General features: G+C 72.6%; 13 protein-coding genes. 7 read left to right on the plus strand and 6 right to left on the minus strand.

The features are described from left to right. Nucleotides 1-42: 42 nt before the first annotated feature. From SLINC_RS36735 to SLINC_RS36755, 5 genes are read right to left on the minus strand one after another with little or no spacing between them, the layout of a single operon-like run. Nucleotides 43-2,142, minus strand: a complete 2,100-nt coding sequence (locus tag SLINC_RS36735) for a catalase (RefSeq protein WP_067442650.1) — start codon at nt 2,140-2,142, stop codon at nt 43-45. Continuing rightward, nucleotides 2,142-2,684 (minus strand): type 1 glutamine amidotransferase domain-containing protein, encoded by a 543-nt coding sequence (locus SLINC_RS36740; protein ID WP_067442651.1) that lies wholly within the window; start codon nt 2,682-2,684, stop codon nt 2,142-2,144. The genes SLINC_RS36735 and SLINC_RS36740 overlap by 1 nt, the downstream gene beginning before the upstream one ends. A 6-nt stretch (nt 2,685-2,690) precedes the next feature. Beyond that, entirely contained in the window at nt 2,691-3,359 is a 669-nt protein-coding gene (locus tag SLINC_RS36745) for a diguanylate cyclase (protein WP_225988435.1), read from the minus strand. Further along, nucleotides 3,356-3,781, minus strand: a complete 426-nt coding sequence (locus SLINC_RS36750; RefSeq protein WP_067446100.1) for a CBS domain-containing protein — start codon at nt 3,779-3,781, stop codon at nt 3,356-3,358. The genes SLINC_RS36745 and SLINC_RS36750 overlap by 4 nt, the downstream gene beginning before the upstream one ends. 44 nt (nt 3,782-3,825) lie before the next feature. Then, on the minus strand, nt 3,826-4,212 hold the full coding sequence (locus tag SLINC_RS36755) for a DUF2795 domain-containing protein (RefSeq protein ID WP_067442653.1): 387 nt from the start codon (nt 4,210-4,212) through the stop codon (nt 3,826-3,828). Between the two features lie 128 nt (nt 4,213-4,340). On the opposite strand from SLINC_RS36755, the gene SLINC_RS48660 reads away from it, so the two are divergent. The 3 genes from SLINC_RS48660 to SLINC_RS36765 all read left to right on the plus strand — a co-directional run bounded on the left by SLINC_RS48660 (nt 4,341) and on the right by SLINC_RS36765 (nt 7,625). Next, on the plus strand, nt 4,341-4,514 hold the full coding sequence (locus SLINC_RS48660) for a hypothetical protein (protein WP_170068292.1): 174 nt from the start codon (nt 4,341-4,343) through the stop codon (nt 4,512-4,514). A 21-nt stretch (nt 4,515-4,535) separates the two neighbouring features. Next, the gene (locus tag SLINC_RS36760; protein WP_067442655.1) at nt 4,536-5,471 is read left to right on the plus strand and encodes a universal stress protein; all 936 of its coding nucleotides are present in this window, start codon (nt 4,536-4,538) and stop codon (nt 5,469-5,471) included. A 249-nt stretch (nt 5,472-5,720) separates the two neighbouring features. Further along, a complete protein-coding gene (locus SLINC_RS36765) occupies nt 5,721-7,625 on the plus strand; it encodes a protein-arginine deiminase domain-containing protein (protein WP_170068293.1) in 1,905 nt (634 codons plus the stop codon). 54 nt (nt 7,626-7,679) lie between these two features. Here SLINC_RS36765 and SLINC_RS36770 read toward each other — a convergent pair whose 3' ends face one another. Next, nucleotides 7,680-9,476 carry a thiamine pyrophosphate-requiring protein gene (locus tag SLINC_RS36770; protein WP_067442659.1) on the minus strand — a complete coding sequence of 599 codons (1,797 nt, stop codon included), beginning with the start codon at nt 9,474-9,476 and terminating at the stop codon, nt 7,680-7,682. A gap of 247 nt (nt 9,477-9,723) precedes the next feature. Here SLINC_RS36770 and SLINC_RS36775 point away from each other — a divergent pair, with 247 nt between their 5' ends. The 4 genes from SLINC_RS36775 to SLINC_RS36790 all read left to right on the plus strand — a co-directional run bounded on the left by SLINC_RS36775 (nt 9,724) and on the right by SLINC_RS36790 (nt 13,841). Beyond that, a complete protein-coding gene (locus SLINC_RS36775) occupies nt 9,724-10,521 on the plus strand; it encodes an RNA polymerase sigma factor SigF (RefSeq protein ID WP_067442660.1) in 798 nt (265 codons plus the stop codon). Nucleotides 10,522-10,676: 155 nt separating this feature from the next. Continuing rightward, complete coding sequence (locus SLINC_RS36780) at nt 10,677-11,363, plus strand: hypothetical protein (protein WP_067442662.1); 687 nt, start codon at nt 10,677-10,679, stop codon at nt 11,361-11,363. A gap of 187 nt (nt 11,364-11,550) precedes the next feature. Beyond that, on the plus strand, nt 11,551-12,801 hold the full coding sequence (locus tag SLINC_RS36785) for an aminotransferase class I/II-fold pyridoxal phosphate-dependent enzyme (RefSeq protein WP_067442664.1): 1,251 nt from the start codon (nt 11,551-11,553) through the stop codon (nt 12,799-12,801). After that, nucleotides 12,798-13,841 (plus strand): MBL fold metallo-hydrolase, encoded by a 1,044-nt coding sequence (locus SLINC_RS36790; RefSeq protein ID WP_067442666.1) that lies wholly within the window; start codon nt 12,798-12,800, stop codon nt 13,839-13,841. Before SLINC_RS36785 ends, SLINC_RS36790 begins: the two co-directional genes overlap by 4 nt. Nucleotides 13,842-13,874 lie beyond the last annotated feature (33 nt).

Consider the following 13,874-nt stretch of genomic DNA (forward strand, 5'->3'; position numbering starts at 1 on the left):
CCGGTCCGGCCCCGTCCGGCCCGCGTCGGGCCGGCGGAGCGCTCAGCAGCGCGCCGGCGGCCGGTCCCAGTGCCGGTGCGCCGCGATCGCGGCCACGAACGCCCGGGTGAACTCCTCGCTCGCGGTTCCCGGCGAGGTGTCCGTCACCACGCCCTGGTCGCTCACCACGCGGTGGAACTCGGTGGACAGCCGCAGCCCCTCGGGCTGGAGCGCGGAGAGGATGCCCACGCCCGAGCCGAGCGCGCCCACCGGCTTGCCGTGCCGGTAGGCGTCCCGCACGAAGCGCATCGCGTCGGGGTCGGCCGTCGTCGGCGGGGTGCCCACCGGGCCGCCGGGCAGCAGTACCGCGTCGTAGAGCACGGAGGCGACGGTCGGCAGGGCACGGTCCACGGTGTACCGCTCGCCGTCGGCGCCCGCCACCGTACCGTCCACGGCCGCCAGCGCCTCCACGATCGCGCCCTCGGCGGCCAGCGGCTCCCGGACGGACGTCACCTGCTCGGCGTCCACACCGTCGGTGACCAGGACCGCGATCTGCCGGGTGCGGATGGAGCCGTCGCCGCGCAGCGACTCCAGGCTGAGCGCGGGGGAGGACAGCTTGTGCGCGGTCTCCTGGGCGGCCGGCTCCGGCACGCCGACGCCACGCGCCACCTGGGTGGCCAACTCGCCGTTCACCTTGGCGAGTTGCTCGACCGTGCGGGCCCGGACGGCCAGCGCGTCGACCTTGCCCAGCTCGAACCGGAAGGCCGCGACGATGTGCTGCTTCTCCCAGTCGGCCATGCTGTTCCAGAACAGCGCGGCCTGGCTCCAGTGGTCCTGGAAACTGGGGCTGCGCCGCCGGATCGTGTGCCCGTCCACGCGCTCGGTGTAGTGCGTGAAGGCGTGCCCGTCGGCGCCCGCGTGGGCCGGGCAGCCGCCGCCGAGGGAGTTCGGGGAGTAGTTCGTGCCCCGGTGGATGGCGCTCTGGTGGTAGCCGTCGCGCTGGTTGGTGCGCACCGGCGCCACCGGCCGGTTCACCGGGATCTGCGTGAAGTTGGGACCGCCCAGGCGGATCAACTGCGTGTCCAGGTAGGAGAAGTTGCGGGCCTGGAGCAGCGGGTCGTTGGTGAAGTCGATGCCCGGGACGACGTTGGCGGTGTGGAAGGCGACCTGCTCGGTCTCGGCGAAGAAGTTCTCCGGGTTGCGGTTCAGCACCATCCGGCCGATCGGCCGGATGGGCACCTGCTCCTCCGGGATGAGCTTCGTGGCGTCCAGCAGATCGAAGTCGAAGGCGAACTCGTCCTCCTCCGGCACCAGTTGGACGCCCAGCTCCCACTCCGGGTACTCGCCGGCCTCGATGGCGTCCCAGAGGTCACCCCGGTTGAAGTCCGGGTTGCGGCCCTGGCACTCCTGCGCCTCGTCCCACACCAGCGAGTGCACACCGAGGCGCGGCTTCCAGTGGAACTTCACGAACGTGCCGCGCCCCTCGGCGTTCACGAACCGGAAGGTGTGCACGCCGAAGCCCTGCATCATGCGGTAGCTGCGCGGGATCGCCCGGTCCGACATCAGCCACATGACCGCGTGCAGGGTCTCGGGCTGGAGCGACACGAAGTCCCACAGGGTGTCGTGCGCGGACGCGCCCGTGGGGATGTCGTTGTGCGGCTCCGGTTTCACCGCGTGCACGAAGTCGGGGAACTTGATGCCGTCCTGGATGAAGAAGACCGGGAAGTTGTTCCCCACCAGGTCGTAATTGCCCTCGGAGGTATAGAACTTGGTGGCGAAGCCGCGCACGTCCCGCACGGTGTCCGCCGAGCCCTTGGGGCCCTGCACGGTCGAGAACCGCACGAACACCGGGGTCCGTACGGCCGGGTCCTGGAGGAAGGCCGCGCGGGTGAACTCCGCGCAGGACTCGTACGGTTCGAAATAGCCGTAGGCGCCCGCACCCCGCGCGTGCACCACCCGCTCCGGGATCCGCTCGTGGTCGAAGCGGGTCAGCTTCTCCCGGAAGTGGAAGTCCTCCATCAGGGTCGGGCCGCGCTCGCCCACGGTCAGCGAGTCGTCGGTGTGGTCGACCTCGACGCCCTGGTCGGTGGTGAGCGGTCCCTGCGCCGGGTCGTCCGCGTGGTACTGGGTCCGCTGGATCTGCTTGCGGTCGGCGGGGTCCATCAGGCGGCCTCCTGGGAGAACACGTCCAGGAAGGCCTCGCGGAACGCCTTCAGATCGTCCGGCTTACGGCTGGTGACCAGCTTGTTGTTCCCGTGGTCGCAGACCTTCACCTGCTCGTCGACCCAGGTGCCGCCCGCGTTGCGGATGTCCGTCTCCAGGCTCGGCCAGGAGGTCAGCACCCGGCCGCGGACGACGTCCGCCTCGACGAGGGTCCAGGGGGCGTGGCAGATCGCGGCCACCGGACGGCCCTGGGTGAAGAAGTCCCGTACGAACGACACGGCCTTGTCGTCCATCCGCAGGAAGTCCGGGTTGGCCACCCCGCCCGGCAGGACCAGCCCGCCGAAGGAGTCCGCCGACGTCTCTCCCACGACCTCCTGCACGGGGAAGGTGTCCGCCTTGTCGAGGTGGTGGAACGCCTGGATGGTCCCCGGCTTCGTCGACACGAGCACGGGCTCGTGACCCGCGTCCACCGCCGCCTGCCAGGGATCGGTCAGCTCGATCTGCTCGACACCCTCGGGAGCGGTCAGAAACGCGATGCGCATGATGGTTCAGCGTCCTTTCTCGGCTTTCTTGGCTTGCCACTTGGCTTCGTCGCGGGTGTGCTTCCTGTTCCGGCGGGCCGTACGCGCGCAGCGCAGCAGTTCCTCGCCGTACGGCAGCAGCACACAGGTGCCGATCGCGAGGCCGATGCCCGCGAGATAGCCGCGGGACAGTGGCCGTCGGCGGGGCACCAGCCGCCAGGCGTCCGGATCGCCGCGGCCGCCCCGCAGCAGGGACCCGACCTGGTCGGCGTGCAGACACATCAGCGAGGCCAGCGCGCCGAACGGCAGTGACTCCAGGAAGCTGTGGATGTGCTGCTCGACCGGCCGGACCTCGCGGTCGCTGTCGACGGCCGTCTTCACGTCCCACAGCGCGGTCGCCTCGTGCACGGCCGCCCCGCCCAGCTGCACGATCAGCAGCAGCGGGTTGACCTCGTAGCGCAGGGTGAACGCGATGGGGATGCCGACCTCGGCCATCATCAATGAGTGGATGAGGGACTCCTTCGTCCCCGCGGTGTCCTCGATACGGGTGCGCCGGTGCATCGCCCAGTCGGCGAGACCGGGCACGAACCAGCTGGGCAGCAGCCCGTACAGCAGATAGCGGGTGGTCGCGTCACCGACGTCCACGGTGGTGCCGGTGGCGGCGATCTCGGCGGCCCGGTCGCGCCCGCCGATCACAGCGTGTCCCGTCCGCCGGAGTCCCGGGCGCCGTCGGGGGCGGCCCGGCTGATGTCGGCGAGCGCCGAGTCGGGATCCCGCGCCTCGGCGAGGTCCCCGAGGCTCACCATGCCGACCGGCAGCCCGTTCTCGACGACCGGCAGCCGGCGTACGGCACGCGCGCGCATCAGGGCGATCGCCGCGGACACCGGGTCGTCCGGGACGACCATCACCGGATCCGGTGTGCAGACCGCTCCGGCGCTCACCGTCAGCGGGTCGAGGCCCTCGGCGACGGCCCGTACCGCGATGTCCCGGTCGGTGAGCACCCCGACGACGTCCTGCCCGTCGGCCACCACGACATCGCCGATGTCCTGCGCGCGCATCAGCTGCGCCGCCTCGACGAGCGAGGCGTCCGGGCGGACGGCGACCACACCGGGTGTCATCACGTCCCGGACGAACTCGCTCGTCGTGCTCCCGGGGCCGCCCGTCACGGTGAGCCCTCCCTCCGGGTCAGCGCCCGCGCGAGCTCCTGGACATTGGTGTAGCGCTCCTTGCGGGGGAGCGTCTCCAGCGCGTCGACGAGGGCGTCGGGCGCGTTCTTCTGGCGCAGGACCCGCACCAGCTCCGGGGCGGTTGCCGGGAACGGGCCGCGGCCCAGGATCCGGCCCAGCTCCAGCCGGACGGTCTCCAGCGAGGATCCCGCCCGGCCCGGTGCGACGGGTCCGCCCCAGACCTCCGGGTCATCGTCGGCGGTCGGTTCCGGATCGTGCCACTCCTCGCTGCGGGTGGGGTGCCCGGAGCGCAGCAGACCCTGGAGTTCGTGCTTCATCTCGTCGTCACGGTGACGGCTCAGCCGGTCACTGCCTCGCTGCATGTCTCCCTCCAGATCTTCGGGGTCCGCACCGCGTACCCGTAGACCGGAGGCCGACACAGGGTTTGCGGTCCCGAAGGAGGGAGACCCGGCCCGCACCCCCCGCGCACACTCCTGGGGAAGGACAGGACATGGCGGTGCTCGCTGTGATCATCCCGTTCCTCATGCTCGGCGTGGTGCTGGCACTGGGCCGATACGAGGAACTGCTGCTCCCGCGCGATGAGGCGGACGCCCTTGAACCGGCCGTCGCCCCACCGGTGACGGCTGCCGGAGGGCCGGAAACGCTGCGTACGCCCACGCTCTGATCCCGGCGGGCGGTCCAGGAGGTGGACATCGTGACCCGTACCGTCGTCGCCGGTCTGGACGGCTCTCCCGAGAGCCGCGCGGCGGCCGAATGGGCGGCCCGTGAGGCACAGCTGCTGGAGCTGCCGCTGAAGCTGGTCCACGTCTGGGAGCCGGTACCGGAACCCATGGCCCACACACCGCTCCCCGGCGCCGAGACCGAGCGGGACTGGAGCGAGAGGGTGCCCCGCGAGGCCACCGAGGGCGTCCGGCTGCGCCACCCCGGCCTCGACGTGAGCACCGAGCAGCGGGACGGCCGGGCCGCCGACGCACTGGTGAGCGTGGCCCGGGACGCCGAACTGCTCGTCCTCGGCTCCCGGGGGCTGGGCCAGATCGCCGGGTTCCTGGTCGGCTCGGTCGGGCTGTCCGTCGTGGCGCACGCCGAGCGGCCGGTCGTCCTGGTCCGGGCCGGCGAGCAGGCCGCCGACGAGCACACACCCGACCCCGTCGGCATCCCGTCCGCTGCGACCCCGTTCCGGCCCGTCGTCCTCGGCCTCGACCTCGTCCACCCCGACGACGAACCGATCGCCTTCGCGTTCGCGGCGGCCGCCCGCCGGGCCACGTCCCTACGGGTCGTCCACGGCTGGAACCCGCCCGCCCACCGCGCCTACGGCCTGTCCGCGGACCTCGAACTCCACGGGTCGCAGTCCCTGCGCGAGCGCGCCGCCCTCGCCGAGGTCATGCGCCCGTGGCGCGAGAGGTTCCCGGCCGTCGAGATCACCGAGGAGTCGCTTTCCGGCAGCCCCGCGCAGCACCTCGTCGACGCCTCCCGCGCGGCCTCCCTGGTCGTCGTGGGCCGCCGCGTCCGCCGTATCCCGCTCGGCGGCCACATCGGGCCCGTCACTCACGCGGTGCTGCACCACTCCACCGCCCCCGTCGCCGTCGTCCCGCACCAGGGCACCCACGGCCCGGGTATGTGAACGCGGACGAGAACCACGACCGCGGGCACGCGCCCGCGAGTTGACGACCCCACCCAGGCACATCGTCGCCCCGCCGTCGGCGGGGCCTCCCCGCCGGAAGTGGTAGTCCTCCTTCTCAATTCCTCATCACCAAGGAGGACTTCTCACCTCACAGGCAACGCACAGCGCCCGTTCCGACTCATTCTCCTCAGCGGCGGAGAACCGCTCGGAACGAAAGGACGCGATGTGCGTAGGAGAAACGCTGTACGGGTGGTACTCGCCCTCTCCGCGACGGGGGCGGCGCTCACACCCCCAAGCCTGGCGTACGCGGAGCAACCGCTGCGCGTCGACCTGAGGGCGGACGTCGACCGCGACGGGCGGGTCGATCTCACCGGTGACACCGACACCGCCGGTGAGGACACCTGGTCCGTCGGGCGGGGAGCGGTCTTCCTGCCCAACATCGACGACGACGGCAAGCGCTGCCCGACCACCGCGCCCGGCGGCCGTCCGCTGTCCGACGCCAAGCTGGCTGCCTGCAACGACGCGTCCGACACGAAGGTCAACGGCCGGGCCGACGCCGCCGACCTGGCCCGGGTGCGCTCGCTGCCGATGACGAACCTGCCCTCCGACGCCCGGGCCGGCGTCCAGGTCACCACGGGGGCCGCGCAGACCCGCGTCTTCGTCAACCGGATCGGCGCCTGGAAGCCGGTCACTGCGCAGACCCGGCTGACGTGGGCCGAACTGCGCGCCGGCGTCGAGTTCGGCGTCGAGGGCAAGGACGTGATCCGCGACAGCGCGAAGTGGGACGGCCGCGTGGCGATCCGGCTGAAGGTCACGTCCTCCTCCGGAGACGCCTCCGACACGGTCACCCTGCGCGCCGCCCCGCTGCTCACCCACCACGCCCGCCAGGACACCCAGCAGCTGATGGTCACCAAGGCCCGCGGCAACGACGCCTGGGCCAAGCGCCAGCGCGAGTTCGTCGGGGCGTTGGAGAAGGAGGGCCGGCAGGCCGGCATCACCAAGCCGCTGGTGACCTTCGAGAAGTACGGAGACATCTGGGCCCAGGACTTCGTCGAGCCGGCCTACCTCAACATGACCGGCCCGGACGGACGGCAGCGGACGATGCGTGTGATGCTGCGCTCCGCCCAGGACCGCGAGGCGGGCCGCGAACTCTACGAGAAGCTGCGCGGCCCGGACATCGGCGTCGTGCAGGCCAAGGGCCGGGACATGCAGGGCTGGGAGACCCTGAACTCCTACGGCAACCTGGAGACCATCCCGCCCTACGCACAAGGCGGCCGCTCGTTCCCGGCCGGACGGATCATCATGGGCGAGCGCAAGGACGGCAGCGGCGTCCGCCCCTCGCAGGAGATACGCACCCTGCTGAAGTCCCAGGGGCTTCAGGACCCGCTCCTGCTGGACACCTCATGGCTGCACGTGGGGCACGTCGACGAGTTCGTGCAGTTCCTGCCGGCCGACACCCCGCGCGGCTGGCGGATCGGCATCGCCGACCCGGAGGCCGGACTGCGCCTCCTGCGCGACGCGCAGCGCGACGGTCACGGGGCGAAGAAGATGTTCTCCGTCCCCGGCTTCGACGGCACCCACGCCCCCGCGGAGACCATCGACCAGGCCCTCGCCTCCCGGTACCTCGTGTCCGACAACCAGATGGCGGCCCGGAAGATCACCGCCAACCTGGAGATCCTCAAGCGCGAGACGGGCGTCACCGACGAGGAGATCGTCCCGGTACCCGCCCTCTACACCCGGGGCATCGTGCAGGACAGTGCCGACACGCGCGTGCCGCTGCTCAGCCGCCTCGGCGGCAGGGCCGAACCGGAGGTCGCCCGCAAGCACGGCCAGCAGCAGATGGCCGAGGACGCTCCCACCGCCGCACCGACTGCCTCCGCCGCCCCGGCTCCCACCGTCTCGACCAGCGCCTACGTCCCGGGTGCCGTCAACGGCATCCTGCTCTCCCGCGACCGCTACCTCGCCCCGCGCCAGTGGGGTCCCGTCATCGGGGGCAGGGACATCTTCACCGAGGCCGTCACGGCCGCGTACACCCGCGCCGGAATGAAGGTCTCGTACGTCGACGACTGGTACACGTACCACCTCGGCATGGGCGAGATCCACTGCGGCACCAACACCCTGCGCGACGCCTCCGCCGCCTGGTGGAAGCCGTAGCCCTAGCCCTGCCGTGCCGTAGCCGGCCATACCGGAGCCGTGTGCGAGAGCCGGTCACTTCTTCTCTCGGCCCGGCAGGAACTCCTGCACCTTCGCCTTGAAGCCCTGCTTCACCATGGACGCCCGGTCGGCGTCGCCCTTGAGGATCGACTCGGCCGTGGCCTCCATCTGCTCCCAGGTGGCGTGCGGCGGGATCGGCGGTACGGCCGGGTCGGTGAGGAACTCGACGACCGCGGGACCGTCGGCCTCCAGCGCGGCCCGCCAGCCTGCCTCGACGTCCTCCGGCTTCTCCACCCGGATGCCGGTCAGGCCGAGCGAGCGGGCGAACGCCGCGTACTGCACGTCCGGCAGCTGCTGCGAGGGCAGGAAGGACGGGGCGCCCTCCATCGCGCGCATCTCCCAGGTGACCTGGTTGAGGTCGTGGTTGTTCCAGACGGCGACGACGAGGCGCGGGTCCTCCCACAGATCCCGGTACTTCGCCGCCGTGATCAGCTCCGCCATCCCGTTCATCTGCATCGCGCCGTCCCCGACCAGCGCGATCGCCGGCCGGTCCGGGTGCGCGAACTTCGCGCCGATGGCGTACGGCACCCCGCAGCCCATCGTCGCCAGCGTCCCCGACAGCGAGCCGCGCATCCCGGGCCGCATCGTCAGGTGCCGCGCGTACCAGTTCGCCGTGGAGCCGGAGTCGGAGGTGACGACGGCGTCGGACGGCAGCAGCGGATCCAGGACGTGCGCCACGTACTCGGGGTTGATCGGGTCGGCCGACAACCGCGCCCGCCGCTCCATGACCTCACGCCAGCGCCGTACGTTGTCGCACACCGCCCCGTACCAGTCGCGTTCGCCGCGCTCCGCGTCCAGCATCGGGATCAGCCGCTGGAGCGTGGCCTTCGCGTCGCCGACGAGATTGACCTCGTACGGATAGCGCATCCCGATCATGTGCGGATCGATGTCGATCTGCACCCCGCGCGCCTTGCCGAAGTCCGGCAGGAACTGCGTGTACGGGAACGACGACCCGATGGTCAGCAGGGTGTCGCAGTCCCGCATCAGCTCGTACGACGGCCGAGTCCCCAACAGGCCGATGGAGCCCGTGACATACGGCAGGTCGTCGCTCAGGACGTCCTTGCCGAGCAGGGCCTTGGCCACGCCCGCGCCGAGCAGCTCGGCGATGCGCTCCACCTCGGTCCGCGCGCCGGCCGCGCCCTGACCGACCAGAACGGCCACCTTGTCACCGGAGTTGAGGATCTCCGCCGCCCGCTCCAGCGACTCCTGCGAGGGAACGGCCGTCCAGGAACCGTGGTCCAGGCTGGAGGGGACCATCTTGAACTCGTGCGTGGGAGGCGAGTAGTCCAGCTCCTGCACGTCCCCGGGGATGATGATCGCCGTGGGGCCGCGGCGCGCGTACGCCGTGCGGATCGCCCGATCCAGGACGTTCGGCAGCTGCTCGGGGACCGTCACCGTCTCCACGAAGTCGGAGGCGACGTCCTTGAAGAGGGTGTGCAGGTCCACCTCCTGCTGGTAGGAGCCGCCCATCGCGGTGCGGTGCGTCTGCCCCACGATCGCCAGCACCGGCACATGGTCGAGCTTGGCGTCGTAGAGCCCGTTGAGCAGATGGATCGCACCCGGTCCGGAGGTGGCCGCGCACACTCCGACACGGCCGCTGAACTTGGCGTAGCCGACCGCCTGGAACGCCGACATCTCCTCGTGCCGGGACTGGATGAAACGGGGCTGGTTGTCCGCTCGCCCCCATGCGGCCAGCAGTCCGTTGATGCCGTCGCCGGGATAGCCGAAGACATGCTCCACACCCCACTCGCGCAGCCGCGCCAGGACGTGGTCGGAGACCTTGGTGCTCATGGGCGGACCTCCCGGACATGGGTGACACGGGCAGCAGTCCTACGAGTCACCCCGCGCGTCGGGCGAAAACCTGCCCCGTGTTTGCGCCGGAGGGCCGGGGGCAGGCGCACTGTCAGTGCTTCGGACCGGAGGCACGTCCGTGGGAGCGGCTGTCCGCCGCGACGGCGTATCCATCCGTCCGGCCCACGTCCGCACTCCCACGGCGACAGTCCAACCCAAAGCACCTCCTAGGGAGTTGCGACGCACCATGCCGACCAAAGTGAGCGCGAAGCACCATCCCCACGATGACGCACCCGACACGGCGGAGGCGTTCCGCAGACTCGCAGAGCTTCCCCCCGGCCCACAGCGCGACACGCTCCGCGAGCGGGTCGTCGAGGCCTGGCTGCCGATGGCCGAACGGCTCGCCGGACGCTTCCGCAGCCGCGGCGAGAGCTACGAGGACCTGCGCCAGGTCGCGGCCCTCGGCCTGGTCAAGGCCGTCGACCGGTACGACCCCGAGCGCGGCAACGCCTTCGAGAGCTACGCCGTACCCACCATCACCGGCGAGATCAAGCGGCACTTCCGCGACCACATGTGGACCCTGCACGTGCCGCGCCGCGTCCAGGACCTGCGCAACCGCGTCCGCTTCGCCTCCCAGGACCTGTCCCAGACCATCTCGGGCCGCAGGCCCACCGTCGCGGAGATCGCCGAGCGCGCGGGCATGAGCGAGGAGGACGTCGTGGTGGGCCTGGAGGCCCTGGAGAGCTTCACCGCGCTGTCCCTGGACGCGGAGCTGCCCGGCAGCGAGGACGGCTACTCGCTGAGTGACGCGCTGGGATCGCCCGATCCCGCGCTCGACACGGTCGTGGACCGCGAGGCCGTGAGGTCCCGGCTGGCGGCGCTGCCCGAGCGTGAGCGCGCGATCCTGTACATGCGGTTCTTCGGGGACATGACGCAGAGCCGGATCGCCGAGCAGCTGGGGATCTCGCAGATGCATGTGTCCCGGCTGATCAGCCGGTGCTGCGGGCGCGTGCGGGAGCAGGTTATGCGGGACGTCGCCGCGTAGCGCCGTGGGGGCGGGACGGCCCCCGTCACCCACTTGGCCGACCCCGTCCCGCTAATGGTGTTCCGCCGCGCGCGGGTGAGAGGTGAGCGGGCTGTGATGGCTGTGGGGGCACGACTGTCGTGTCCCCACAGCCGTCGGCCTAAGGAGCTCACCCCATGCGCCGCAGCGCACGTGCCCTGTCCGTCGCCGTCCTGGCCGGTGCCGCCCTGGGCCTCACCGGGCCGGTCGCCTTCGCGGAGCCGGCCGCCGAGGTGAGTCCGGGCAGTGTGTCGCCCGGGGGCAGCGTCACCGTGTCGGTGTCCTGCGATCCGACCGGCGGCACCCCGCCGGCCACCCTGGACGCCACCTCGCAGGCCTTCGACACCGGCGGCGCCAAGCTTCAGCTGGTGCCCGGCAACGACGACGACGTGTCCGGTCCGGCCTACAGCGGTACCGCCCGGATCGCCGCGGCCGCCCAGCCCCTCGAAGACGCGGCGGACGAGGCGGACGCCGCCGCCCGGGACTCGGCGTGGACCGTGGACGGCACCTGCCCGGCGGCACCGGGCGGGCAGAGCAAGCAGTGGAGCGCCACGTTCACCGTGCACCGGGGCAGCGGCGGGCACTGCACGCAGGAGCGGGGGAGTTCCTGCCCCACCACCCGCCCGTGCACCGACGCGCACACCGCCCCGCACGACGCCTCCTGTTCCGGCGCGGCCGTCCAGCGGGGTGTCCGGGCCGGGGAGGGCGGTGCCTTCACCGACTCCGTGCCCGCACTGGTCGCCGGAGGGCTGCTGATCGCGGGTGCGCTGGGGGCGGCCGTCCACCGGCTGCGCCGCAGGGAGCCGGGCCGCGCGGACGGCTGAGCCGAGGCCGGTCCGCGCTTCCGTGTGACCGGCGCAACCCGTCCGGACGCCCATGGCGGGGCGTCCCGCTGGGTACTCAGAGCCCGAGGACCCGACCCGCACCGCACGAGCCACCGGACACGCGAGCAGCAGGACCCGCCGGGCGGCGACCGGCAGCGGAGCAGCAGAGCCCCCCACGGAGGTACGGATGCCGCGGACGGACCTGGAGAGCCACGGCCCCGTCCGCTTCGGGCCGCCGCTCCCCGACGACGGGCTGCCCGTCCTGCCCGAACTGGCCGCCGTCCTGGCCGCCGCGGCGGCGCGCGGGGCGAGCGAGCCGGTCGGCGGCGGCACTGCGCTGCTGGAGTCCGCCTGCGGCTACTGGGACCGGCGCGGGCTGCCCACCGGGCCCGACCGCGTGATGGCCGGTCCCGGCGCGCCCGCCCTGCTCCTGGCGCTGACCGCCGCGCTCGGCGGCGACGTCCTGGTTCCGCGGCCCTGTGCCGCCTGGTGGGCGCCGTACGCGCGGCTGCTCGGCAGACGCGTCTTCCACGTCGCGACACCGGCCGAGTGCGGGGGCGTGCCGGATCCGTACGCCCTGATGGAGACCGTGCGCCGGGTCCGCGCCGAGGGTGGTGACCCGCGGCTGCTGGTGCTGTCCGTCGCCGACGACCCCACCGCCACGGTGGCGCCGCCCGAGCTGGTGCACGAGGCCGTCGAGGCCGCCGCGGGCGAGGGACTGCACCTGGTCAGTGACGAGACCTGGCGCGACACCGTGCACGCGCCCCACGACACCGTGCTGGTCAGCCCGGCCGAGATGCTGCCCGAGAAGGTCACCGTCGTCACCGACCTGGCCGGCGCCCTGCTGCCGCCCGGCTGGCCGGCCGCGGTGGCCCGCGTCCCGGTGTCCGAGGCGAACGGCGACGGCCTGCACGCGCGCGTGCTGGACGTCCTCACCGCCCTCGGCGCCCGTGTCGCCGCACCGGTCGCCGTCGCCGCCGCCCACGCCCTGACCGAGCCCGAGCCGGTGACCGCCCGTGTCGCCGCCGCCGTACGTCTGCACGCGCGCGTGGCCGCCGCCGCGCACACCGTCGCCGTCACCGCGGGCGCCGTGGCCCGGCCCCCGCAGGCCGGCCGCCATCTGTACGCCGATCTCGGCCCCCTGCGCTCCGCGCTCGCCGCGCACGGGGTCGGCGACGCCCAGGAACTGGAGGACTTCCTCGCCGTCCGGCTCGGCATGCCCGCTCCGGGCGGGCACCGCTTCGGCGACGACCTCGGGGCGCTGCGCGTGCGCCTGTCCACCGGCGCGCTGCTGGCGGGCACGGACGAGGAGCGCGCGCGATGCCTCGATTCACCCGCGCCGTTGGAACTGCCGCATGTGCGACAGGCGTTGATCCTCCTGGAATCGGTCTTCGACGATCTCCGCGACGACGCTCAGCGATGGGAGCCTCCTCGATGACGCAGCAGTCAGAGTCGACCACGAGCCCGCCCGCCCAGGAAGGCGACGTCCCGGCGGCCCTGTCCCCCCTCGCCCCCGACACGGCCCCCAGACCGCTCGGTGAACACCGGACCTGGCCGCGGAGCTTCCACGACCGTCTGACCGCCCCGCTGCCGGACCTGAAGTCCATGGCCCGCTTCGCCCGCGAAGGGTCCATCCGCCCGGGCCGCGAGGGCCTCGCCGACATCCCCCGGCTGCCCTACGCGCCGGGCCCGCTGCCCCGCGTGGACGCCCGCACGGTCGCCGTCTCCTGGGCGGGGCACGCCAGTTGGGTCGTCCGGATCGGCGGGCTCACCGTCCTCACCGACCCGGTCTGGTCCCGCCGCATCCTCGGCACCCCGGCCCGCGTCACCCCGGTCGGCATCCCCTGGAGCGCCCTGCCGCCCGTCGACGCGGTCGTCATCAGCCACAACCACTACGACCATCTGGACGCCCCCACCCTGCGCCGGCTCCCGCGCGACACCCCGGTGTTCGTGCCGGCCGGTCTCGCCCGCTGGTTCCGCCGCCGCCGCTTCACCCGGGTCACCGAGCTCGACTGGTGGGAGGCGGCCGAACTCGACGGCGTCCGCTTCGACTTCGTCCCCTCCCACCACTGGTCCAAGCGCACCCTCACCGACACCTGCCGCTCCCTGTGGGGAGGCTGGGTCCTCACCGCCCCTGACGGCCACCGCCTCTACTTCGCCGGCGACACCGGCTACGGCCACTGGTTCACCCACATCGGCCGCCGCCACCCCGGCATCGACCTCGCCCTCCTCCCCATCGGCGCCTACGACCCCCGCTGGTGGCTCAGCGACGTCCACTGCGACCCGGAGGAGGCGGTGCGAGCCGCCCAGGACCTCGGCGCCCGCCGCATGGCCCCCATGCACTGGGCGACGTTCGTCCTGTCGGCGGAGCCGGTCCTGGAACCGCTGACACGGGTGCGGGCGGCATGGGAGAAGGCGGGACTGGAACGCGACGACCTATGGGACCTGCCAGTTGGAGGCTCACGCGTACTGGACTGACCCAGGGGCGCGGGGAACTGCGCGACAAGCCAC

The organism is Streptomyces lincolnensis (genome assembly GCF_001685355.1).
In the GTDB taxonomy this organism is placed as follows: Bacteria; Actinomycetota; Actinomycetes; order Streptomycetales; family Streptomycetaceae; genus Streptomyces; species Streptomyces lincolnensis.

What these genes read in the sequence shown, in the direction of transcription:
- SLINC_RS36740 (WP_067442651.1), bottom strand. Translation starts at nt 2,684, where the DNA reads ATGCGCATCGCGTTTCTGACCGCTCCCGAGGGTGTCGAGCAGATCGAG.
- SLINC_RS48660 (WP_170068292.1), top strand. Translation starts at nt 4,341, where the DNA reads ATGGCGGTGCTCGCTGTGATCATCCCGTTCCTCATGCTCGGCGTGGTG.
- SLINC_RS36785 (WP_067442664.1), top strand. Translation starts at nt 11,551, where the DNA reads ATGCCGCGGACGGACCTGGAGAGCCACGGCCCCGTCCGCTTCGGGCCG.
- SLINC_RS36775 (WP_067442660.1), top strand. Translation starts at nt 9,724, where the DNA reads ATGCCGACCAAAGTGAGCGCGAAGCACCATCCCCACGATGACGCACCC.
- SLINC_RS36770 (WP_067442659.1), bottom strand. Translation starts at nt 9,476, where the DNA reads ATGAGCACCAAGGTCTCCGACCACGTCCTGGCGCGGCTGCGCGAGTGG.
- SLINC_RS36735 (WP_067442650.1), bottom strand. Translation starts at nt 2,142, where the DNA reads ATGGACCCCGCCGACCGCAAGCAGATCCAGCGGACCCAGTACCACGCG.
- SLINC_RS36755 (WP_067442653.1), bottom strand. Translation starts at nt 4,212, where the DNA reads ATGCAGCGAGGCAGTGACCGGCTGAGCCGTCACCGTGACGACGAGATG.
- SLINC_RS36750 (WP_067446100.1), bottom strand. Translation starts at nt 3,781, where the DNA reads ATGACACCCGGTGTGGTCGCCGTCCGCCCGGACGCCTCGCTCGTCGAG.
- SLINC_RS36790 (WP_067442666.1), top strand. Translation starts at nt 12,798, where the DNA reads ATGACGCAGCAGTCAGAGTCGACCACGAGCCCGCCCGCCCAGGAAGGC.
- SLINC_RS36780 (WP_067442662.1), top strand. Translation starts at nt 10,677, where the DNA reads ATGCGCCGCAGCGCACGTGCCCTGTCCGTCGCCGTCCTGGCCGGTGCC.